This is a genomic window from Bacteroides sp. An322 (genome assembly GCF_002161765.1).
GTDB classification, from domain to species: domain Bacteria; phylum Bacteroidota; class Bacteroidia; order Bacteroidales; family Bacteroidaceae; genus Phocaeicola; species Phocaeicola merdavium.
Genome location: NZ_NFIN01000008.1, coordinates 62,158 through 85,187, shown reverse-complemented (window position 1 = coordinate 85,187; position 23,030 = coordinate 62,158). Strand labels below are relative to the sequence as shown.

General features: G+C 47.4%; 15 protein-coding genes. 10 read left to right on the top strand and 5 right to left on the bottom strand.

Annotated elements, in window-relative coordinates; genetic code table 11:
- Window position 1: 1 nt before the first annotated feature.
- On the bottom strand, window positions 2–217 hold the full coding sequence (locus tag B5F91_RS06395) for a hypothetical protein (protein ID WP_087428259.1): 216 nt from the start codon (window positions 215–217) through the stop codon (window positions 2–4).
- A gap of 176 nt (window positions 218–393) precedes the next feature.
- Here B5F91_RS06395 and B5F91_RS06390 point away from each other — a divergent pair, with 176 nt between their 5' ends.
- Complete coding sequence (locus B5F91_RS06390; protein WP_087428258.1) at window positions 394–2,667, top strand: outer membrane beta-barrel family protein; 2,274 nt, start codon at window positions 394–396, stop codon at window positions 2,665–2,667.
- A gap of 44 nt (window positions 2,668–2,711) precedes the next feature.
- Here the strand turns inward: B5F91_RS06390 and B5F91_RS06385 are convergent, their stop codons facing one another.
- On the bottom strand, window positions 2,712–3,146 hold the full coding sequence (locus B5F91_RS06385) for a hypothetical protein (RefSeq protein WP_087428257.1): 435 nt from the start codon (window positions 3,144–3,146) through the stop codon (window positions 2,712–2,714).
- A gap of 460 nt (window positions 3,147–3,606) precedes the next feature.
- Between B5F91_RS06385 and gltB the strand changes: the two genes are divergently transcribed.
- The 8 genes from gltB (at window position 3,607) to B5F91_RS06345 (ending at window position 16,929) form a co-directional block, all read left to right on the top strand.
- Entirely contained in the window at window positions 3,607–8,124 is a 4,518-nt protein-coding gene (gene gltB / locus B5F91_RS06380) for a glutamate synthase large subunit (RefSeq protein ID WP_087428256.1), read from the top strand.
- Between the two features lie 108 nt (window positions 8,125–8,232).
- Window positions 8,233–9,573: a glutamate synthase subunit beta gene (locus tag B5F91_RS06375; RefSeq protein WP_087428255.1), complete on the top strand. Its 1,341-nt coding sequence runs from the start codon at window positions 8,233–8,235 to the stop codon at window positions 9,571–9,573.
- Window positions 9,574–9,605: 32 nt separating this feature from the next.
- A complete protein-coding gene (gene asnB / locus B5F91_RS06370; RefSeq protein ID WP_087428254.1) occupies window positions 9,606–11,273 on the top strand; it encodes an asparagine synthase B in 1,668 nt (555 codons plus the stop codon).
- An 83-nt stretch (window positions 11,274–11,356) separates the two neighbouring features.
- Window positions 11,357–12,160 carry a diaminopimelate epimerase gene (dapF, locus tag B5F91_RS06365; protein WP_087428253.1) on the top strand — a complete coding sequence of 268 codons (804 nt, stop codon included), beginning with the start codon at window positions 11,357–11,359 and terminating at the stop codon, window positions 12,158–12,160.
- Between the two features lie 72 nt (window positions 12,161–12,232).
- Window positions 12,233–13,459 (top strand): LL-diaminopimelate aminotransferase, encoded by a 1,227-nt coding sequence (locus tag B5F91_RS06360; protein WP_087428252.1) that lies wholly within the window; start codon window positions 12,233–12,235, stop codon window positions 13,457–13,459.
- Between the two features lie 212 nt (window positions 13,460–13,671).
- Window positions 13,672–15,465 (top strand): LysM peptidoglycan-binding domain-containing protein, encoded by a 1,794-nt coding sequence (locus B5F91_RS06355; RefSeq protein WP_087428251.1) that lies wholly within the window; start codon window positions 13,672–13,674, stop codon window positions 15,463–15,465.
- Between the two features lie 3 nt (window positions 15,466–15,468).
- On the top strand, window positions 15,469–16,161 hold the full coding sequence (locus B5F91_RS06350) for a porin family protein (protein ID WP_087428250.1): 693 nt from the start codon (window positions 15,469–15,471) through the stop codon (window positions 16,159–16,161).
- A 12-nt stretch (window positions 16,162–16,173) separates the two neighbouring features.
- Window positions 16,174–16,929, top strand: coding sequence for an exodeoxyribonuclease III (locus B5F91_RS06345; RefSeq protein WP_087428249.1), 756 nt, complete (start codon window positions 16,174–16,176; stop codon window positions 16,927–16,929).
- 80 nt (window positions 16,930–17,009) lie between these two features.
- On the opposite strand, the gene B5F91_RS06340 is transcribed toward B5F91_RS06345, so the two are convergent.
- Entirely contained in the window at window positions 17,010–17,474 is a 465-nt protein-coding gene (locus tag B5F91_RS06340) for a MaoC family dehydratase (protein ID WP_087428248.1), read from the bottom strand.
- Window positions 17,475–17,856: 382 nt separating this feature from the next.
- Between B5F91_RS06340 and B5F91_RS06335 the strand changes: the two genes are divergently transcribed.
- Window positions 17,857–20,391 carry a heavy metal translocating P-type ATPase gene (locus B5F91_RS06335; RefSeq protein WP_087428247.1) on the top strand — a complete coding sequence of 845 codons (2,535 nt, stop codon included), beginning with the start codon at window positions 17,857–17,859 and terminating at the stop codon, window positions 20,389–20,391.
- A gap of 15 nt (window positions 20,392–20,406) precedes the next feature.
- Here B5F91_RS06335 and B5F91_RS06330 read toward each other — a convergent pair whose 3' ends face one another.
- Window positions 20,407–21,291: a helix-turn-helix domain-containing protein gene (locus tag B5F91_RS06330; protein WP_087428246.1), complete on the bottom strand. Its 885-nt coding sequence runs from the start codon at window positions 21,289–21,291 to the stop codon at window positions 20,407–20,409.
- A gap of 55 nt (window positions 21,292–21,346) precedes the next feature.
- Window positions 21,347–23,023, bottom strand: a complete 1,677-nt coding sequence (locus B5F91_RS06325; protein ID WP_087428245.1) for an MFS transporter — start codon at window positions 23,021–23,023, stop codon at window positions 21,347–21,349.
- Window positions 23,024–23,030: the final 7 nt, after the last annotated feature.

Below are 23,030 nucleotides of genomic sequence, written 5' to 3'. Positions count from 1 at the left end.
TTCACTGTTTTATGTGCAGGTCTTCTTTCCGCAGTTCGTCAAGACGTTGCTGATTGAGTATGCCTTCATCCCAAAGCCGATCGGACTCTTGGTCGAGCTTTGCTTGGAAATGGCGGGTCAGCACTTCTTGTATCTCGCGTGCGTAGGCTTCGCTGTTATCGAACGAGAAAAGTTTCAGCAAATGTTGCTGCGTAGGGGTTAAGGTTGTTGCTTCCATAAGTTTTTTCTTTTAAAGATTCGTACAAAGATACTATTTTTCACCGTAACTTGCACTGATTTAATGATAAACAATCCAGCATTCCCCTTATTAACGTTCCGTTAACGTTGCGTTAACCACCGGTGCGGGGTCGGACGATTACATTTGCGGCATCAATTAAAACAATAAAGACGGATATGAAAGCATTTATCTTCTTACTGATGTGTGGGCTGGGCGCAGGGACGCTCGCCGCACAGACTTTGACAGGAAAAGTAACTGATATGAAGCAGCAGGCAGTAGAAGCCGCTACCGTGGTGCTGCAAGCCGCCGACTCGACTTATATCGATGCGACGCTGACGGACAGCTTGGGCGTGTTCCGCTTCGGGCAGTGCCCCGAAAGGTACCGCCTCGTCGTGCAACACCTTATCTATCAAACGCTCGTCCGCGAGGGAAGCGGTGCGAACGCGGGGACACTCGTGCTTACGCCAAAAGACTATGCGTTGGGCGAAGTGACGGTGAGGGGCGAACGGCCCTTGGTGAAAATGGAGGGCAGCCGGCTGACGTATGACGTGGCACAACTCGCAGCCAGCCGCCTTGTGACCAATGCCTACGAAGCGGTGCTCCGGCTGCCCGGCGTCATGGAACAAAATGGCACGCTCACCTTGGCGGGCACGGGAGCCGTGAGCCTCATCCTGAACGGCAAGCCTTCGTCGCTGACATACGAACAAATGGTATCTCTCTTAAAAGCGATGCCTGCCTCGCGCGTGGAGCGGGCGGAAGTGATGTATAGTGCGCCTCCGCAGTACCACGTGCGTGGGGCGGCTATCAATCTCGTAGTGAAGGGCTACAAAGTGGGCGAAAGCGGGCTGCAAGGCGAAGTAAACGGCAATTACGTGCAGAAGGACGAGGCAGGCGGAAGCGGAGGAGTCACGTTGGCTTGGCTCTCGGAACGCTGGGATGTGGACGCGATGTACAACCTCAAGGACCGCTATTACCGTCAGGGCATGGATTTCCGCGCCCTGCATACCGTGGATGGCGAGACGCACGACATCCGCCTGCCCGACAATGGCTGGGGACGAAGCCTTACCCATACCTTCCGCCTCGGCACCACGTATAAGCCTACGGCAGACGACCGCCTCAGCCTCAGCTACATGGGCAGCCTGAAGCCTGACGGAAAATCGGTAATGGACGCATGGGGCAACGTCACAAACTCGCACAATGACAAGCGGAGCGACATACAGCTGCACAATGCCTCGCTGAACTATACCGCCGGATTCGGGCTGAGCGCGGGAGTCGACTATACCTATTATAAGGACGAAAACACGCAGGACTTCACTGACACCGAATCCGAGCCTTCCGCCTTCCGGAGCGACTCGCACCAGCGAATCGACCGCTGGAAAGTGTATGCCGACCAAAGCCATTCGCTCGCGAAAGACTGGACGCTGAACTACGGAACTTCGTTCGCCTACGTCGATGACCGCAATTCGCAGCGATACGACCAGCCCGAAATGAGCGGTGAGAATACCGAAAGTCGCATCGACGAATATACCTATAACGTCTATGCGGGCTTCGACAAGGCATTCAGTCCGCAATGGAACCTCAGCGCATCGGCGGCGGTGGAGTATTACCGAATGGCAGACTACCGGAAATGGGCGGTCTATCCCACCCTCTCGCTGAACTACATCCCTTCGCCCTCGCACATCTTCCAGTTGTCGTTCAGCTCGGACAAGACTTATCCCGACTATTGGACGCTGAGCGGAAGCGTAAGCTACCTGAACGGGTATCAGACCTCGGTGGGCAACACCAACCTGCGCCCGTACAGCGACTATACCGCCACGCTGACGTACATCTGGAAGAACAAATACATCCTGCAAGCGGACTACAGCTACGTGCCCGACTATTTTATGCAGATGACTTACCTCGATTCGCACGAATTGCATGCCGTGTACAATTACCAGAACTGGGATTTCATCAAGCTGCTGACCTTCACTGCCGTCATCCCTTTCAAAGCAGGAACGTGGTGGGACAGCCAGCTGATGCTGAATGCCCAGCTGAAACACGACAAGGCGAGCGATTACTTCGACGCACCTTTCGACCACAAGCGTTGGGCAGGCATCGGGCAATGGACGAACACCTTCACCCTGAGCCGCAAGCCCGACATCCGCCTGGAAGTGTCCGCCTTCGGTCAGACAGGCAGCGTGCAAGGCAGTTACAGCATCGGTGCCGTGGGTTATGTGGATGCCGCCCTGCGCTATACCTTCGCCAATGGCAAGGCGATGATTCAAGCAAAGGGAACCGACCTCTTCAACGGGATGAACCGCCTCAACATCGAGTCGCGCAACGGCACCCAGCACTTCGATATGCGGGTAAAGAACTACGAGCGCAGCCTCACCGTCTCGTTCAGCTATCGGTTCGGCGGGTATAAGAAGCAGGAAGCGAAAGAAGTGGATACATCGCGGTTTGGGATGTGATGCGGTCTTACCATTTTCAACGCGAAGACACAGAAGCGCATAGCCTATTCAATGTATTCTATATCCAAATCAATCTTGCCTACATATTCTTTCGGAATGACGTAGGCGACATACCAGGTCTCTACAACGCTTGTCATATTCTGATATATTCGGACAGAAAGGCGGTAGCGGTCGCCCGACTGGAGCAGCTCTTTCTGCACATCGGTTATTCCGCTACCGGAAATCCCTTTCACTATCGCCAATACACCATCTGAGAAGGGTATGTTTGCCTCGGGTTTCGTATCTTCCTCAGCAAAAAGCAGGTCGAATTCGGTTTGGCTCTCAATATAAACCACGGTGTCCAAAGGAATATCAAGGTCGTAACCACGTCTGTAACTGATTTCATCGTATGCATACGGCAATTCCACAAACGCATCGCTGCATGAAGCGGACGGCAAGCATACGGCTAACGCAATCAGGTAGTATAAGAAATGTTTCATAAGGCTTTTCTTTTAAATTTAATCTCATTGACGAATATAAATAATAACTATTGATTTCTTACACACGCATATTCTAAATATGAGACATGTTTTACATCTTTAACTTATCTACTTTAATGAAAAAGTAACAATCTCCTTCCAAATCAATAATGATAAAACTTACTGCAAAGAAAAACACTCTGAAAAGAACAACTCAAATAACAAACAACCAACTACCAAGAATCTTCTCTTTTTCAACCAAGACAACTTTTATTTTATAATAAAAGTGTCAATTTTACTTACAATTACAAATATATTACACATGAATTTAAGAAAGATTGCAAGTTACACAGATTATGCTTTATCTTTTTTGAAACAAAATAGGTATTCCTTTGCACATAATGTTTGCATACATCTTATCTTTGCAATCAAATAGATAGATACAAACAACTAAACAACGATAAAAAGAAAGCAAACACCAATGAAAGAGGAAACTTTTATCAGAATGAGAAGCAGCGCAGCTACAAATGTACAACAAACGGGACTTTACGATGCTGCCTACGAGCACGATGCTTGCGGTGTGGGAATGATTGTCGATATTCACGGCAACAAGTCGCATGATTTGGTGGACTCGGCACTTAAGGTATTGGAAAACATGAAACACCGAGGGGCAGAAGGTGCGGACAACAAGACGGGAGACGGTGCCGGTATTATGGTACAGATTCCTCACGAATTTATCTTACTGCAAGGCATCCCCGTACCGGAGAAAGGAAAGTACGGAACCGGGCTGGTATTCCTTCCCAAAAACGAGAAAGAACAGGCGCAAATATTAAGCGTGATGTTGGAAGAAATCGAACGCGAAGGGCTGACCTTGATGCACTTGCGTAGCGTGCCGGTGAACAGCGATATTTTAGGCAAAAGCGCACAAGAAACCGAGCCAGCCATCAAACAAGTGTTCATTACCGGTACCACTGATACAGACAATCTGGAACGCACCTTATATATTATACGTAAGAAGATAGAAAAACGCATACAACACAAAGACTTCTACATTGTGTCCTTGTCGAGCAAGAACATCGTCTACAAAGGGATGCTCTCATCAGTACAAGTGCGCGAATATTTTCAGGACCTGACCCAGCCTTATTTCACCAGTGGTCTCGCTATTGTGCATTCACGGTTCAGCACCAATACCTTCCCTACGTGGAGCTTAGCGCAACCGTTCCGCCTCTTAGCACATAACGGTGAAATCAATACCATTCGAGGCAACCGAGGCTGGATGGAAGCGCGTGAAAGTGTATTATCCACTCCCACGTTAGGCAATGTAAAAGACATCCGTCCCATCATCCAACCGGGTATGAGTGACAGTGCTTCATTAGACAATGTATTAGAGTTCTTCGTAATGTCGGGACTGAGCCTACCACACGCCATGGCAATGTTAGTACCTGAATCGTTCAACGACAAAAATCCTATCAGTGAAGACCTAAAAGCTTTTTACGAATACCACTCTATCCTGATGGAACCGTGGGACGGACCGGCGGCATTACTTTTCAGTGACGGACGGTATGCTGGAGGTATGCTCGACCGCAACGGATTACGTCCGGCACGCTACCTTATCACAAAGAACGACATGATGGTGGTAGCAAGCGAAGCGGGGGTTATCAGCTTCGAACCGGAAACCATCAAGGAGAAAGGACGGCTCCAGCCTGGAAAAATATTGCTCATCGACACACAGGAAGGCAAAATCTACTACGACGGCGAACTAAAAGAGCAACTTGCCTCGGCAAAACCCTATCGCCAATGGCTTTCGACCAACCGCATCGAACTAAACACCTTGAAGAGCGGAAGAAAGGTGGAAAACACTGTAGACGATTTTGAACGTAAACTTCGTGCATTCGGCTTCACTCGCGAAGACATTGAACGCACATTGACACCCATGTGCACCAATGGTGCCGAACCAACCGCATCAATGGGAAACGATACGCCACTTGCCGTATTGAGTGATATGCCGCAACTATTGTTCAATTATTTTCGCCAGCAGTTTGCGCAAGTGACCAACCCCGCCATCGACCCTATCCGTGAAGAGTTGGTAATGTCGCTCACAGAATACATCGGAGCTGTAGGCACCAATATCCTGCTTCCCAACGAAAGCCATTGTAAAATGGTTCGCCTTCCACATCCGATACTAACCAACACCGAACTGGACATTCTCTGCAACATCCGTTACAAAGGATTTAAGACCGTAAAATTAGCTACACTTTTCGAGGTAAGCAAAGGCAAAGCTGGATTGCAGGAAGCACTTTCTTCCCTGTGCAAACAAGCAGAGCAATCAGTAGATGACGGAGTGAACTACATCATCCTTTCAGACAGGGATATCGACAAGAAACACGCCGCTATTCCATCCCTGCTTGCCGTGAGTGCCGTACACCATCACCTTATCGGAGTGCAGAAGCGGGTACAGACCGCACTTATCGTAGAAAGTGGAGAAATACGCGAAGTGATGCACGCTGCCCTATTATTGGGATACGGTGCCAGTGCCTTCAACCCCTATATGGCATTCGCCGTATTAGACAGTTTAGTAAAGCGGAATGATATCCAAATGAATTACGAAACCGCCGAAAAGAACTACATCAAAGCTATTTGTAAAGGATTGTATAAAGTGATGAGCAAGATGGGTATCAGTACCATCCGTTCGTATCGCGGTGCTAAAATATTCGAATCGATAGGTCTGAGCGAGGAATTACTGAAAGCTTATTTCGGTACAACGACTTCCTCCATCGGAGGCATCCGTTTGGAAGAAATTGCGAAAGACTACATCGCCTTTCACGATAATGGATTCGTACCCGATGAAATAGAACCGCTCTTACCATACATCGGTCAATTTTCTTACCGCAAAGACGGGGAAAAGCACGCTTGGAATCCTGAAACCATCAGCACGTTGCAACTAGCCACCCGTTTGGGAAGCTATTCTAAGTTCAAGGAATATACCCACACGGTAGACAAAAAGCCACATCCCATTTTCCTGCGTGACTTCTTCACCTTCAAACGGAACCCGATTCCTATCGAAGAGGTTGAGCCGATAGAAGCCATCGTAAAGCACTTTGTGACCGGGGCTATGTCGTTCGGTGCTATCAGCAAGGAAGCACACGAAGCGTTGACCCTCGCAATGAACAAATTAGACACACGAAGCAATACGGGAGAAGGTGGTGAAGATTCCACACGTTTCCATGAAACTTACGAAGGTATCTCGCTTTGCAGCAAAACCAAGCAAGTTGCATCAGGACGTTTTGGAGTGACTGCCGAATACTTGGTAAACGCCGAAGAGATACAAATCAAGGTGGCACAAGGAGCCAAGCCGGGAGAAGGAGGTCAGCTTCCAGGCTTCAAGGTAAACGACATTATCGCTCGCACACGCCACTCTATACCGGGTATCTCACTGATTTCACCTCCACCTCATCACGATATCTATTCGATAGAAGACTTGGCACAGCTTATTTTTGACTTAAAGAATGTTAACCCAAAAGCCAAAATCAGCGTGAAGCTAGTGGCAGAAAGTGGTATCGGCACTATCGCCGCTGGTGTGGCGAAAGCCAAAGCCGACCTGATTGTCATCTCGGGTGCCGAAGGTGGTACGGGCGCTTCGCCTGCTTCCTCGATGCGCTATGCAGGTATTCCACCCGAAATCGGACTGAGCGAAACGCAACAGACCTTGGTATTAAACGGTCTGCGTGGACAAGTGCGCCTACAAACCGACGGTCAATTAAAAACAGGACGTGACATCATCAGTATGGCACTTTTGGGCGCGGAAGAGTTCGGATTCGGAACGGCAGTATTGATTGTATTGGGATGTGTGATGATGCGCAAGTGCCACACCAACACGTGTCCAGTCGGTGTAGCCACACAAGACCCCGAATTACGAAAACATTTCCGCGGACGTTACGAATACGTGGTCAACTTCTTCCGCTTTATGGCACAAGAAGTGCGTGAATACCTCGCTGAAATGGGCTTCAAGCATTTGGATGACATCGTAGGACGTACCGACCTGATAACCATCAAACCCTGTGCAGCTGGAAGCAAAGAATCCCTGCTTGACTTCAGCCGGATGTTGCATCAAGTAGACAATGGTGCAGCCCTACATAATGTAACAGAGCAAAAACACGAGATTGACAAAGTATTGGACCGGACGATACTTGCAGCTGCCCATGAGGCATTGGAAAGCAAGAAAGAGATTTCGTTAGAATACGCCATTGCCAACACCGACCGTTCGGTAGGTGCAATGCTTTCGGGTGCCGTGGCTCTGAAATACGGTCAAAAAGGCTTGCCAGCCCAAACCATTCATATCAAGTTCAAAGGTTCTGCCGGACAAAGCTTCGGTGCTTTCCTCACACGAGGCATCAATTTCAAGTTGGAAGGAGAAGCCAACGACTATTTAGGCAAGGGCTTGAGCGGTGGACATATCTCGGTACAACCTCCTGTACGAAGCGATTTCGATGCCGAACGAAACACTATCGTAGGCAATACCTTATTATATGGTGCCACAAGCGGAGAAGTCTATATCAACGGACGGGCGGGAGAACGGTTTGCCGTGCGTAACTCTGGAGCAATAGCCGTAGTGGAAGGAGTAGGTGACCATTGTTGTGAGTATATGACTGGTGGACGGGTAGTCGTATTAGGAGAAACCGGACGTAACTTTGCTGCTGGTATGAGCGGAGGCGTAGCTTACGTATGGGATAAGAACCATAACTTCGATTACTTCTGCAATATGGAAATGGTGGAACTCTCGTTGCTCGAAGATGCCACTGCCCGGAAAGAAGTACATGAACTCATCCGCCAGCACTACCTATATACCGGCTCACAATTGGCTCGCACAATGCTTGATAATTGGAATAAGTACATCGATGAATTCATTCAAGTAACTCCGATTGAATACAAGAAAGTGCTTGCCGAAGAGCAGATGCGCAAACTTCAGCAAAAGATTGCCGAAGTACAGAGAGACTACTAACATTCAAATCAAGAATGAAGAACTAAGAATGAAGAATGAGCAAACGCAACACTCGCTTCATTCCCCACTCTTGATTCTTCATTCCTCATTCTTAATTCGTCATTTATTATGGGAAATCCTAAAGCATTCTTAACAATACCACGTCAGGAAGCCGGATATCGTCCGGTACACGAACGCATCTGCGACTTCAGCGAAGTGGAACAGACTCTAAATACAAGTGACCGCAAATTACAAGCCTCACGCTGTATGGATTGCGGCGTACCTTTCTGCCATTGGGCATGCCCGTTGGGCAATCGTCCACCCGAATTTCAAGATGCGATGTATAAAGGCAAATGGGAAGAAGCCTATCGTATTTTAAGCCGAACCAACGATTTTCCGGAATTTACCGGACGCATCTGCCCGGCACTATGCGAAAAGAGTTGCGTACTGAAACTGAGCATGGATGCTCCGGTAACTATCCGCGAAGATGAAGCAGCCGTTATCGAAGCCGCTTTCCGCGAAGGTTACATCAAACCAAAACAATACAAACGCAACGGGAAACGAGTAGCAGTCATCGGATCGGGTCCTGCCGGACTTGCCGCAGCCAACCAACTGAACAAAAAAGGATACGAAGTGACCGTATTCGAAAAATCAGAATACATCGGCGGTTTGTTGCGTTTCGGCATTCCGAACTTCAAATTAGGCAAGAACATCATTGACCGACGCATCAAACTGATGGAAGAAGAAGGTATCCTCTTCAAGCCCAATACCGAAATCGATGTGAAGAAGTTGCCCGAAAATTTCGATGCATATTGCATCTGTACCGGAACGCCGCAAGCACGCGATTTGAATATTCCCGGACGAAATCTGAAAGGCATTTACTTCGCAATGCAGATGTTAGCACAACAGAATCGAATACTTGCCGGACAAACTTTTAGCAAGGAAGAACGCATCAATGCCAAAGGCAAGCATGTTTTGGTCATTGGAGGCGGAGACACCGGAAGCGACTGCATCGGTACAAGTAACCGGCAAGGCGCGGCAAGCGTGACACAAATAGAGATCATGCCCAAACCTCCAGTTGGATACAACCCTGCAACGCCATGGCCCCAATGGCCTATTGTATTAAAAACCAGTAGCAGCCACGAGGAAGGATGCGTGCGCCGCTGGAGTTTGGCATCCAACAAGTTCATCGGGAAGAACGGGCAAGTTTGTGGTGTGGAAGTGGAAGAAGTAGAATGGATCCCTTCGCCCGAAGGTGGGCGGCCCACAATGAAGCCAACCGGAAAGAAAGAAGTCATCCAAGCGGATATGGTTTTATTAGCAATGGGCTTCCTGAAACCTGAAATACCCGAACTACCTGCCAATGCATTTCTTGCCGGTGATACTGCAACAGGTGCCAGCCTCGTAGTGAAATGCATCGCCGGAGGAAGAAAAGCCGCCGCTGATATTGACAGATATCTGAAAATGTAATCTATGGTGAACCCCTAAATACAAATACAACTATGTGTGGAATAGTCAGCATATTCAATATAAAAAAACAAACGAAGGAACTTCGAGATAAAGCACTTGCTATGGCGAAAAAAATCAGACACCGCGGACCAGACTGGAGTGGCATTTATTGCGGAGATACAGCTATCCTGGCACACGAACGCTTGTCCATCGTCGATCCGCAAAGCGGAAAACAACCTCTTTTCTCGCTCGACCATAAACAAATACTTGCGGTCAACGGGGAGATATACAACCATCAAGACATACGCAAACGATATGCCGGAATATATCCGTTCCAGACTGGAAGCGATTGCGAAGTCATTCTCGCCCTTTATCGAGACAAAGGCATTCATTTTTTGGAAGACCTGAACGGCATCTTCGCTTTTGCCCTTTACGATGAAGAGAAAGACGAGTTCCTCATCGCTCGAGATCCGATAGGTGTTATACCTTTATATATAGGATATGATGCAGATGGAAAAGTGTATTGTGCCAGCGAACTGAAAGCACTCGAAGGATATTGTGACCGTTACGAACCGTTCTTGCCCGGACACTATTATTACAGCAAAGAAGGCAAAATGACCCGCTGGTATACACGCGACTGGATGTCGTTTGATGCAGTGAAAAACAATCCAGCATCTGTGGAAGAACTCCGGGATGCATTGGAAGCAGCAGTACGCCGCCAGTTGATGAGCGATGTGCCTTACGGAGTATTACTTTCGGGCGGTTTGGATAGCTCAGTCATCTCTGCCATTGCCAAGAAATACGCTTCCCGCCGCATCGAGACAAACGGAAAACAAGAAGCGTGGTGGCCTCAGCTACACTCGTTTGCCATCGGTTTAAAAGGTGCGCCTGATTTGGCAAAAGCACGCGAAGTGGCTGATTTCATCGGGACGATACACCACGAAATCAACTATACGATTCAGGAAGGACTGGATGCGGTGCGCGATGTGATTTATTTCATCGAAACCTACGATGTGACCACCGTACGTGCCTCCACCCCGATGTACCTGCTGGCACGGGTTATCAAAAGCATGGGTATCAAAATGGTATTGAGCGGCGAAGGTGCCGATGAAGTGTTCGGGGGATATCTCTATTTCCACAAGGCACCCGATGCACGCGCATTCCATGAAGAAACGGTGCGCAAATTATCGAAATTGTATCTTTATGATTGCCTGCGTGCCAACAAATCGCTTTCCGCTTGGGGTGTGGAAGGACGTGTACCTTTTCTAGACAAAGAATTCTTAGACGTAGCTATGCGTATCAATCCTGTAGCCAAGATGTGTACAGGAAAAACCATTGAAAAGAAAATCATACGCGAAGCTTTTCAGGATATGCTTCCCGAAAGTGTAGCATGGAGACAAAAAGAACAGTTCAGCGATGGTGTAGGATACAATTGGATAGACACTTTAAAAGCTATTACTGACCAAGCCGTAAGCGATGAGCAGATGAGCCAAGCAGCACAACGCTTTCCAATCAATACACCCCGGAACAAGGAAGAATATTACTACCGAAGTATTTTCGAAGAGTATTTCCCCAGCGAAAGTGCCGCATACAGTGTACCCAGTGTGCCCAGTGTAGCATGTTCTACTGCCGAAGCCCTGGCTTGGGACGAAGCTTTCAAAGGGATGAACGAGCCAAGCGGACGTGCCGTAACAGACATACACGAGGAAGCGTATAAATAGTTAATAATTAATAGTGAACAGTTAATAGCGATATCGAGACATATCGTTATTAATTATTCATTATTCACTATTCATTATCCATCATGAAGATAGAATTTACCAAAATGCAAGGGGCTGGGAACGACTACATCTATGTCAATGCCCTGAAATATCCTCTTCCAAATCCAGAAGAACTTGCCGTGATATGGAGCCGTCCGCATACAGGCATCGGGAGCGACGGGCTGGTACTTATCGGAGCATCCGACAAAGCCGATTTCAGTATGCGCATTTTCAATGCCGATGGTTCGGAAGCCCGTATGTGTGGAAATGCGAGCCGATGTATCGGAAAATATGTATATGAATACGGACTGACCGATAAGACCGAAATCACACTCGATACCTTATCAGGAATCAAGCCTCTGCACCTGCATGTCGAAAACGGTGAAGTAAATGCCGTGACGGTCGATATGGGCATCCCTGCCGATATTCATCCCGTAGACTTAGGCGAAAATTATCCGTATCGGGAAGGCATAGCTGTCTCAATGGGTAATCCTCACTTAGTCATTTTTGTCGATGATATGGCTCAGGTAGACCTACCTCGTGTCGGTCCGATACTGGAACATCATCCGCTTTTCCCCGACCGGGTGAATGTGGAGTTCGCCCAAGTGATAAAGCCCGGCCATATCCGGATGCGGGTATGGGAACGAGGCTCTGGCATTACAATGGCTTGCGGCACAGGGGCTTGCGCCACCGCCGTAGCTTCCGTCTATACCCATCGTTGCCCGAAAGAATCGGACATTATGATGGATGGTGGCACCCTACACATCCAATGGGCAAACGAAAGAAGCCATCTCTTTATGACAGGTCCCGCCGTAAAAGTATTCGACGGGGTTATCCTTATTAATTAAGAATTAAAAGTTCGCACTGAGGCTTAACTATTTAACTCTTAACTATTAATTATTAACTGATAACTATCTAATATGGCATTAGTAAACGAACATTTCTTGAAATTACAAGGGAGCTACCTTTTCTCCGACATTGCGAAGAAAGTAAAGGCTTACCAAATAACTCATCCGAACAAAAGACTTATCCGTTTGGGCATAGGCGATGTGACCCGCCCTTTGCCTATGGCTTCCATAGAAGCGATGCATCACGCTGTAGACGAACTGGCACACGCCAAAACCTTCCACGGATACGGTCCAGAACAGGGATATGACTTTCTGATAGAAACCATCATCAAGCACGACTTCACCTCGCGGGGCATTCAGCTCAGCCCGTCGGAAGTATTCATCAGCGACGGGGCGAAGAGCGATACGGGAAACATCGGCGAACTCTTGCGCTGGGACAATAGTATGTGCATTACCGACCCTGTTTACCCAGCTTATATCGATAGCAATGTAATGTGCGGACGTGCTGGGACATTGAATGCGGACGGACGTTGGAGCAACATCACCTATTTGCCCTGTACGGCAGAGAACAAATTCATTCCTGCTATTCCCGACCACGAAGTAGATTTGATATATCTATGCTATCCTAACAATCCGACAGGCACCACGCTCACCCGCGACCAATTGAAACAATGGGTGGATTATGCCCTTATGAACGACACCCTCATCGTCTTCGATGCTGCCTACGAGGCTTATATCCACGATGACGATGTGCCCCACTCTATTTACGAGATACGCGGGGCAAAGAAGGTGGCTATAGAAATTCGCAGCTTCTCGAAAACCGCAGGTTTCACGGGTGTGCGTTGTGGTTATACTGTAGTACCCAAAGAAGTAACTGCCGCCACCTTAGAAGGCGGGCGGGTAGCACTGAATCCCTTATGGAACCGCCGCCAGTGTACCAAGTTCAACGGCACTAGCTACATCACTCAGCGAGGAGCAGAAGCAGTCTATTCTCCCGAAGGACGCAAACAAGTGAAGGAAACCATCGCATATTATATGGAGAATGCACGTATCATGCGTGAAGGGCTGACACACGCCGGCTACGAAGTATACGGAGGCATCAATGCCCCCTACTTATGGGTAAAAGCTCCGCAAGGTATGACCTCGTGGAAGTTCTTCGATGAATTACTCTACAATGCCAACATCGTCAGCACTCCGGGCGTAGGGTTCGGTCCAAGCGGTGAAGGCTATCTGCGTCTCACCGCCTTTGGAAAACGTGAAGATTGTGAAGAAGCTATCAAACGGATTGGCAAGTTATAATGCACTTATATGCATGAATCTATTCATATATAATTGCACCCGTATGCAAGCAGGTGCAATTGTATATGAATATAGGTAGCCTCTATTCCCAACTCTTCATTCTTCAAATTCTTCAATTTTTCTTACCTTAACAACAATTTCTTTCCAATATTCATTTGTCTACCAATAAAAATACGTATTTTTGTCTGCTGAATCAAATCAAACGACAAAACATGAAATTTATCCATATCCTTTGCCTGCTAACAGCACTTTTTGTAGGCTCTATCGCCTTGACGGCACAGACAACCGGAAGCAACGGTTTCTTCTTGCATACCGTTACCAAAGGTCAAAGCCTTTATTCAATATCCCGCATGTATAATGTATCTGTGGATGATATCGTACGCCTCAATCCCGGAAGTAACGAAAAGATACGGACTGGCGAAACCTTGAAGATTCCACAAGCAACGGACACAAATAATCATGCCCCACAATATCACACCATTCAAGCCGGCGAAACACTTTATCAGCTTACCGTAAAATATGGAATTACAGCACAAGCCATCTGTGCTGCTAATCCGGGCTTGAGTGCCAGCAATTTCCGAATCGGACAAGTCATTGTGATTCCGGCGCAAACCAGCGAAGCGGCTCAAGATACAAAGACTACCGTCACAGCCCCCAGCACCGAGAAGAAAAAGGAGGACTGGAAAACGATGCACAAAGTGCAACGCCGTGAAACCATCTTCAGCATCAGCCGGGAATATGGCATTACGGAAGAAGAACTGATTGCTGCCAATCCCGAACTGAAGAAAAGGAAATTAAAGCGAGGAACGTTCCTCTTTATCCCTTATCCGAAATCGGAACAAGCCCCAATCCAACCGGAACGCCCTGTAAGCGAACCTACCAACGAAGAATTGTTCAATCAGAACACCGTCGAAAAGAAATCCATCAATACGATAAAAGTAGCCCTCGTGTTGCCTTTCTCGCATACAAACGGCTCGCAACGCGAACCTCAATCGCGCATCGTGGAGTTTTATGAAGGCTTCCTGATTGCTGCCGACAGCCTGAAACGCCAAGGGGTATCAATGGACATTTATGCGTATGACACCAAAGGTACGAAAGCGGGCACGAATGCTATCTTATCGAATGGAACGCTAAAAGACATGGACTTGATTATCGGACCGGTAAACCAAAGTTCCATCGCCCCAATAGCCGAGTTTGCGCAAAAGCATAACATCCGCTTGGTAGTGCCTTTCGCTCCGAAAGTAGACCAAGTATTCAATAGTCCCCTGCTCTACCAAGTCAATACGCCTCAATCGTATCTTTATTCGGAAGTGTACGAGCACTTTATCCGCAAATTCGGGAAAAGCAACGTGGTATTCTTAGACGATGGCACCCCCGACCCGGAAAAAGCCGATTTCATTAAAGGCATGAAGAGCGAATTGAAAGACAACGGCATCCGGTTCAATCAAATCCGATTGGGGGCGGAAATCGACCCGAACAAGATTATCAGTGCCATGGATACGCTTCAACAAAACGTATTCATCCCCATTTCGGCACGCAGCACAGCGTTGACCAAGCTGGTGCCTCACCTGACATTGGTGCGCAAAGAGCATCCGCATTTCAACATGCATCTCTTCGGATATCCGGAATGGCAGACTTATACGCAAGATTTCCTTGCCAATTTCTATGAATTGGACACGTATTTCTATTCATCGTTCTATACCAACAATCTGTTTCCGGCAGCGGTCCAGTTTACCCACACTTACCGGCATTGGTACAGCAAAGACATGGCAAACATTTACCCCAAATACGGTATGTTAGGCTTCGATATCGGATATTTCTTCTTGAAAGGGCTTTCTCAACAAGGCAACAAGTTAGAAGACAATCTGGACCGTGTAAAAGTGGTACCGATACAGACCGGATTCAAATTCGAGAGGGTCAACAACTGGGGCGGATTCATCAACCGCAAGATATTCTTTGTCCATTTCTCACAAGACTATGAACTGATAAAACTTGACTTCGAATAATTTATGAAAAATCTATATCTACTTATCTTCATAGGAATATGCCTGCTCGTGACTTCCCCCGTTAAGGCACAACTGCAAGACCAACGGAACAACCTCTCCATCGGTGTCAACGGAGGGGTTAACATCAGTTCGGTCAGCTTTACTCCAAGCATCAAGGAAGGCAAACTTATCGGTCCAGAATTTGGTGTGACAATACGTTACATCGGCGAAAAATATTTTAAAATGATTTGTGGCATCCAAGGTGAAGTGAATTTCTCTCAAAGAGGATGGAAAGAAGTCATCGAAGACGGTACTGGAGACACCTATCACCGCACGATGAATTATATTGAGATTCCGCTATTGGCACATTTAGCATTCGGGAAAGACAAAGGGAACGGAATGCGCTTCGTGCTCAACCTCGGTCCGCAAGTCGGATACCTGATAGGGGAAAATGAAACAATGAGTGAGACATGGGACCCTTCCGGACGTACCCCTAATGCCCAATATGGGAAAATGGCAGACAAGAAATTTGATTATGGCATCGTGGGTGGCGGAGGCATGGAAGTGCGTACTGGAATCGGGCATTTCGTCCTCGAAGCACGCTATTACTTCGGACTAAGCGACTTTTACAATAGCACCAAGAAAGACCCTTTTTCTCGCTCAGCACATTCTTATATAGCCGGAAAGCTGACATATCTGTTTGATTTAAAGAAATAATTATACAACCTTATGAAATTCATCTCCTGGAACGTAAACGGATTGCGGGCTTGTTGTGATAAAGGTTTCCGCGACGCATTCAATCAATTAAACGCTGATTTCTTCTGCCTGCAAGAAACCAAGATGCAGGAAGGGCAACTCGATTTGGCTTTCGACGGATATACTTCTTATTGGAACTATGCCGAGAAGAAAGGCTATTCGGGTACGGCTATTTTCACACGCCACACTCCCATTTCGGTCAGCTATGGCTTGGGGATAGACGAACACGATCGTGAAGGCAGGGTTATCACGCTGGAAATGGAAGACTTCTATCTGATAACGGTCTACACACCCAATTCGCAAGACGGATTGAAACGATTGGATTACCGCATGACATGGGAAGACGCCTTTCGCCAATATCTTTTAAAACTCGATGCAAAGAAACCCGTGCTGGTATGCGGAGACCTGAATGTAGCCCATAAAGAAATAGACTTGAAAAATCCGAAAACCAACCGCATGAATGCAGGCTTTACCGACCAAGAGCGGGAAAAGTTCCAGACCTTGCTGGATGCAGGCTTCATTGATACCTTCCGCCATTTCTATCCCGACCAAGAAGGCATTTATTCATGGTGGTCATACCGTTTCAAGGCACGCGAGAAAAACGCAGGGTGGCGCATTGATTACTTCTTGGCTTCTGCCCGGCTTGCCGATAAACTGGAAAGCGCGAAAATCCATACCGAAATATTCGGTTCCGACCATTGTCCGGTAGAAGTATGCGTAACGTTATAAAATAGAAAAAGTATCGCCACGAAAGACTTTCTAACACATTCATCAGTCTTTCGCGGCGAAAAGAATATTCTCAATCTCTTTTACATAAAATAATACAAGAACGTGGCAATACCTTCCAACGCTTTTTTCTTCTGCCCTTCTATCTCGATAGCAAACTTGATTTCAGCCTTTGCCGTACCACGCAAGTTTACCAGCGAATGAAGTTCCGCCGTCATGCGAATACGCTGTCCAGACAACACTGCCTGACCGAAACGCATCTTGTCCATACCGTAATTCACCATCATCTTCAGGTTGTTTACTTCAATAATCTGGTTCCAGAAATACGGAAGCAACGAAAGGGTCAGATAGCCATGCACGATGGTGCTCTTAAAAGGGCTTTCTACCTTTGCTCGTTCTACGTCTACATGAATCCATTGATGGTCTAATGTCGCATCTGCAAATTGATTGATGCGTTCTTGTGTCACTTCCAACCAATCAGATACACCAATTTGCTGGCCTAATAATCTCTCAAATTCTTCGTACGAATTAATTACTACTTTGCTCATACACCTTATTTTTACTATTATAGAGAACAAAGATATACAAAAAAACAGAAAAACGCGAGCAAACTTTTCTACTATTTTATTTATATATATCGGAATTAGTGTGCCTTTTGTCAGATTAGTTGCTCTTTCCAGATAAATACATTCTATGTTTTTGGTACCAAAAACGTACGGTTTCCGAACCAAGAACATACGGTTTCCGAACCAAAACCGTACGTTCTTGGGACGGAAAACATAAAACGAATTGGTCTGCAAAGCAAAAAGGGATTTGCCAAAAAGGCATTTGTTCCCAACGTCCGATATAAATTATATCCGCAATTATATAAAGGAATCTCGGATAAGCTTGCTAACTTTGCATCCGAAAACAAGAAAAGGAATTGAATCGATGAGCCAATCAAACGTAAATAAACAGACCTTTCCCGTATTAGGGATGAGTTGCGCGGCTTGCGCCGCACGGGTAGACAAGACCCTGAACCACCAGCCGGGCGTATGTTCGGCAAGCGTAAATTATGCCGCGGCGACCGCTACCGTAGAATATGACGCTACGCAATGTTCGCCCGAAGCGTTAAAGAAAGCCGTTCAAGATGCCGGATACGACCTTGTGACCGATGCCAGAAAGAATAGTGCAGAAATTGCCGAAGACGCTCATACCCAACGCTATCGGGAATTGCGTTTCCGCACCATTTGTGCCATTGCCCTGTCCTTGCCCGTTGCCGTTATCGGGATGTTCTTCATGGATATGCCCTACGCCAACTGGACGATGTGGATTCTTTCTACTCCCGTGGTCTTTTGGTTAGGAAGAGGATTCTACATCCATGCGTGGAAACAGCTCAAACACCGTTCGGCGAATATGGATACCCTCGTGGCAAACAGCACCGGAATCGCTTACCTGTTCAGCTTATTCAACTTGTTTTTCCCCGAATTTTGGTTAGAGCGGGGCGTAACTCCTCATGTCTATTTCGAAGCGGCAAGCGTCATCATCGCCTTTATCCTATTAGGACGCACGTTGGAAGAACGTGCTAAAGGACGCACATCCGACTCTATCAAGAAACTGATGGGGCTTCAACCCCGCACCGTTACCCGCCTGAACGCGAACGGAGAATGGGAAGAAACCGCAATCGAACAAGTCATGCCGGGCGATATTTTATCCGTAAAACCGGGAGAACGCATCGCGGTAGACGGACGGGTAAGCGAAGGTTATTCGTATGTAGACGAAAGCATGTTAAGCGGAGAACCGGTGCCGGTCTTGAAGCAAGTGTCTGATGAAGTTTATGCAGGTACCATCAACCAAAAAGGAAGCTTCCGTTTCCGTGCAGAGAAAGTGGGAGCCGACACGATGTTAGCACACATCATCCACACCGTCCAGGAGGCGCAAGGAAGCAAAGCGCCGGTACAGAAGTTAGTGGATAAGATTGCGGGCATCTTCGTACCTGCCATTATGAGCATCGCCTTGCTTACTTTTATCTGCTGGTTTGCCCTTGCACCCGAAAACGGATTCACCCACGGACTTCTTTCCGCCGTTACAGTTCTGATCATCGCCTGCCCTTGTGCATTGGGGCTTGCCACTCCTACCGCCATTATGGTCGGCATAGGCAAAGGTGCCGAACAAGGCATCCTGATTAAAGATGCCGAAAGCTTGGAAATAGCGAAAAAGATAGATACCATTGTACTGGACAAAACCGGTACCATTACCGAAGGAAAGCCCGTAGTGACCGATGCTATATGGAACACGCAAGACACGTATTTGCAAGCCGTTTTCTATGCGTTAGAAAGATGCTCCGAACACCCGTTGGCAAGCGCGGTCGTACACTATGCCGAAAGCCTTCCCAATACAAAGGCGCACATCGCAATCGAAAACGCGGAAAGTCTGACGGGACAAGGCATTAAAGGCATATCGAATGGCAAAACCTACTATGCCGGAAACCTCCGCCTGCTCACCGAAAACCGCATTGCAATCCCTGCTGAATTGCAAGAAAAAGCCAAAGCGTTCGCATCCGAAGCCAAAACCGTCATTTGGTTTTCCGATGCCGAAACCGCATTAGGAGTATTCGCCATTGCCGACCGCATCAAACCAACTTCGAAAGCCGCTATCGAGGATTTGCAAAAGAAAGGCATCACCGTCCTGATGCTGACCGGAGACAATCCCATTACGGCTAAAGCCATAGCCGCACAAGCGGGCATCAAAGAATACCGTGCTGAAATGCTCCCCCAACATAAAGCGGGAATCATCAAGCAATTGCAAGCAGAAGGGAAATGCGTGGCAATGGTAGGAGACGGCATCAACGACAGCTCTGCACTGGCACAAGCCGACCTGAGCATCGCCATGGGGCAAGGAAGCGACCTCGCCATGGATGTAGCGAAAATGACGTTAATCTCTTCCGACCTCAGCAAGATAACCGATGCCATCCAACTTTCGGTATTTACCACACGCACCATCCGCCAAAACTTGTTTTGGGCATTCATCTACAACCTGATAGGTGTGCCTATCGCCGCTGGCATCCTTTACCCGATAAACGGTTTCCTGCTTAATCCCATGATAGCCGGAGCCGCTATGGCAATGAGCAGCGTGAGTGTCGTGACCAATAGCCTCCGCTTGCGGAACAAACGCATCGGGAAACCAGCAGAAGCCACATCCGCTCCGCTTCCCGAACCGGAACCGATAGCAATCAAGGCTTCTGCCCCAAGCAAGCCTCAACCTCAAACCGTAAGCCGGACATACAAGGTCGAAGGCATGATGTGTAACCATTGCCGCACGTATGTGGAAAAAGCGTTAAATTCGATTGAAGGCGTAGAGGCACAAGTGACCTTAGAGCCGCCTATCGCGACACTTACTTACACCGAAGGCAAGGAGCTTCCGATAGAAACCCTCCAACAAGCCATTACGGAAAAAGCGGGAGACTACACGATAAGTGAAGCGTAACAAATCAACAAAGCACTACACACGGTCACGGTATTTCTGTGGAGTAGTGCCCGTCTGCTTCTTGAAAAAGGTACCAAAACTGGAAGGGTTCGGAAAGTTGAACTCATCAGAAATTTCGGCTACGGTCTTATTCGTACTATCAAGCAAGGACATTGCCCTGCGTGTAATCGCTTTGAAAACAAGCTCTTGAACTGTATATCCGCATACCGACTTCGACAACTCAGACAGATATTTGGGTGACAAAAAGAGCTTGTCGGCATAAAAAGCGACTCCACGTTCAGTCATATAATGACGGTCTATAAGCTTGATAAGTTTAAGAAAAGTCTCAGTGCGCCGTGTATCATGCGAACCGCTTTCAAAGAATCTTTTACTGAACAACGTGCACAATCTGTATGTGAGCGATAACAAGAGCAGCTTGCGCTCGTTTACGGCAAAGAAATCATCCTCCTGCGGTTGCTTCTCCCCTATCAACGAAATGTATTGTGCCAACCCCTCTTCGTCACCGGTAGCCCACACACAATGCTCCTCGGATAACATAAGGGAATAAAGGCGTACCGATTGAACCATTGTCCCCAATACATAACGTATGGGGTCTGTTTTGTAAACGAGGATGCTCACCGACAAATCGGGTGATTGCCTGACCACGCTGAAGTTAGCCCCATCGGGAATGAATACGGTCTGCCCCTCGCTTGCGGTATAATTCCTGCCCGACAGAGTAAAATCGAACTTACCGATGTGGCAAACAATCAGTCCGATACCGAAATTAGCAAACCCTTCCGACATACAGGCTGGAAATCCTGACACAATGCCTCCCGACGAGCAAACTTCAGCCATGCGGGACAGATTGTCCTGCAATACAGCCAACCGTTCATCTGTTTTACAATCAAATAACTCTTCCATAGCGGTAACTCTTTTCAACCGCTAAAGTAATAAAATTATCCGACTTGGCGGACATTCAGTCACGCCAAGCCGATAATTTCCTCTTCTTATATGGATAAATGAGCACAAAGAGCATGGAAAGCATACAGCCGTAGAATGTCCAGCCCGACATTTCCTTAACTGCCGACAAAGTTGCCTGCACCTGTATCTTGCCCTTAGCCGACATAGCAGCCATATTTTCAGCTTCGGTTTCGCTACGTCCTTGCAGACGCATTCCGTAAGCAGTCTGGTCGTAAGTTGCAGCAGCCTGTGTATCTACACGGTCTATATCTTTTGCAAACACGGTTACATAATGTTGCTGGCGATGCTGGAGAACATTCGAATAAAGAGCCGAGCCAATGCCCGGACCGATTACCATACGTACACTCAGCATGATGCATATCCATGTAGACAAATACTTGAAAGGCATCCGCTGGTTAGCATAAACAGCCGTAAGTGAATAAATCAGCATCATGCCTGTGGAGCGGATAATTACCGGATATTTCATCCTTTCGTAAAGTCCGGCTGTCTGCACTTCGAAATACATAAACAGGGCGGACATCCCGATAAGAAAGAAACCTATGCCGAAGAGGTATTTCAGCTTTACACCCTTCGAGCCAAGCACGATAGCAATCACCACCCCTATGAAATATCCGAGTATGCTCCAATTGCCCAAAGCTGCGTTCTGCCAATTGTCTATCTCCATTCCGATACCCGTAAAAACATTGACGAACATGGAACTTGTATTGAAAACCATAAGCAACAAGAACAATACAATGCCCATATTAATCGAACGCAAACGGAAGACTCCCATACGGAAATAAGGCGAACGATTAGACCATTCCATGTAAATGAATACAGCGGCAAAGAAAACCGTAAGCGCCACAGAACGCACAATGGAAGAATCGGCAAACCAATCAAGTGTCTTGCCATAGACAAGTACGTAAATTCCACACGTCATCATGGCACTAAACACAGCCACATTGCCGAACTTGCGGAACGTAATCGGGAAACGGCGGTTGCTGTAGCTGTGGTAAGGCATTGTGAGAAACACGATAAGCATAGCGACAAGCATCATGCCCATCATGTAATAATAAACATCCTGCCACTGGTATTCGTAAGCCAACCATGCCGTGAGTGACGTGCCGACCTGTCCTAAAATCATGAAGAACAAATAGATAATAGGCATACTTTTGCTCTTTTCCGCATCCAAACGGTCCCATCCTTCCTCTGTATCAGGCTCAGTTCCGGGTGTGATATTACGTGTAGCCTCCATTCCGAAAGCGTATCTTATGAGCGTAAACAGGTTGACCATCATCAGTTCCATGCGCAGGAAACCCATCACAAGACTGCATAAAGCCAAGACAAAGATGCTATCAGTAACGGCACACACATAGCTGAGCAAGTACATTATGGAGAATCCGACAATGCACATAATCTTCTCGCGGCGTATGCAAACCAACTGGTAAAAGAACGGGGAGAAAGCCGCCATCCCAATTGATGTAACAAAACCCACGAATTGGATATGTTCCGACTGTATGCCTAACCCGCTGGTCATCTCGCCGCTATTGGCGGTGTAAACGCCGCTTACGGTAAGGATAGGTATAAAAAGAAGTATCAGCAAAATGATGCCGAGCGGTTTAGGCACCCAGCCGTAAAACGGATAATTCTTGTATTTAGCCCCACCGGTGAGGCTTATCGTATCTTGTTCCATAATCCTA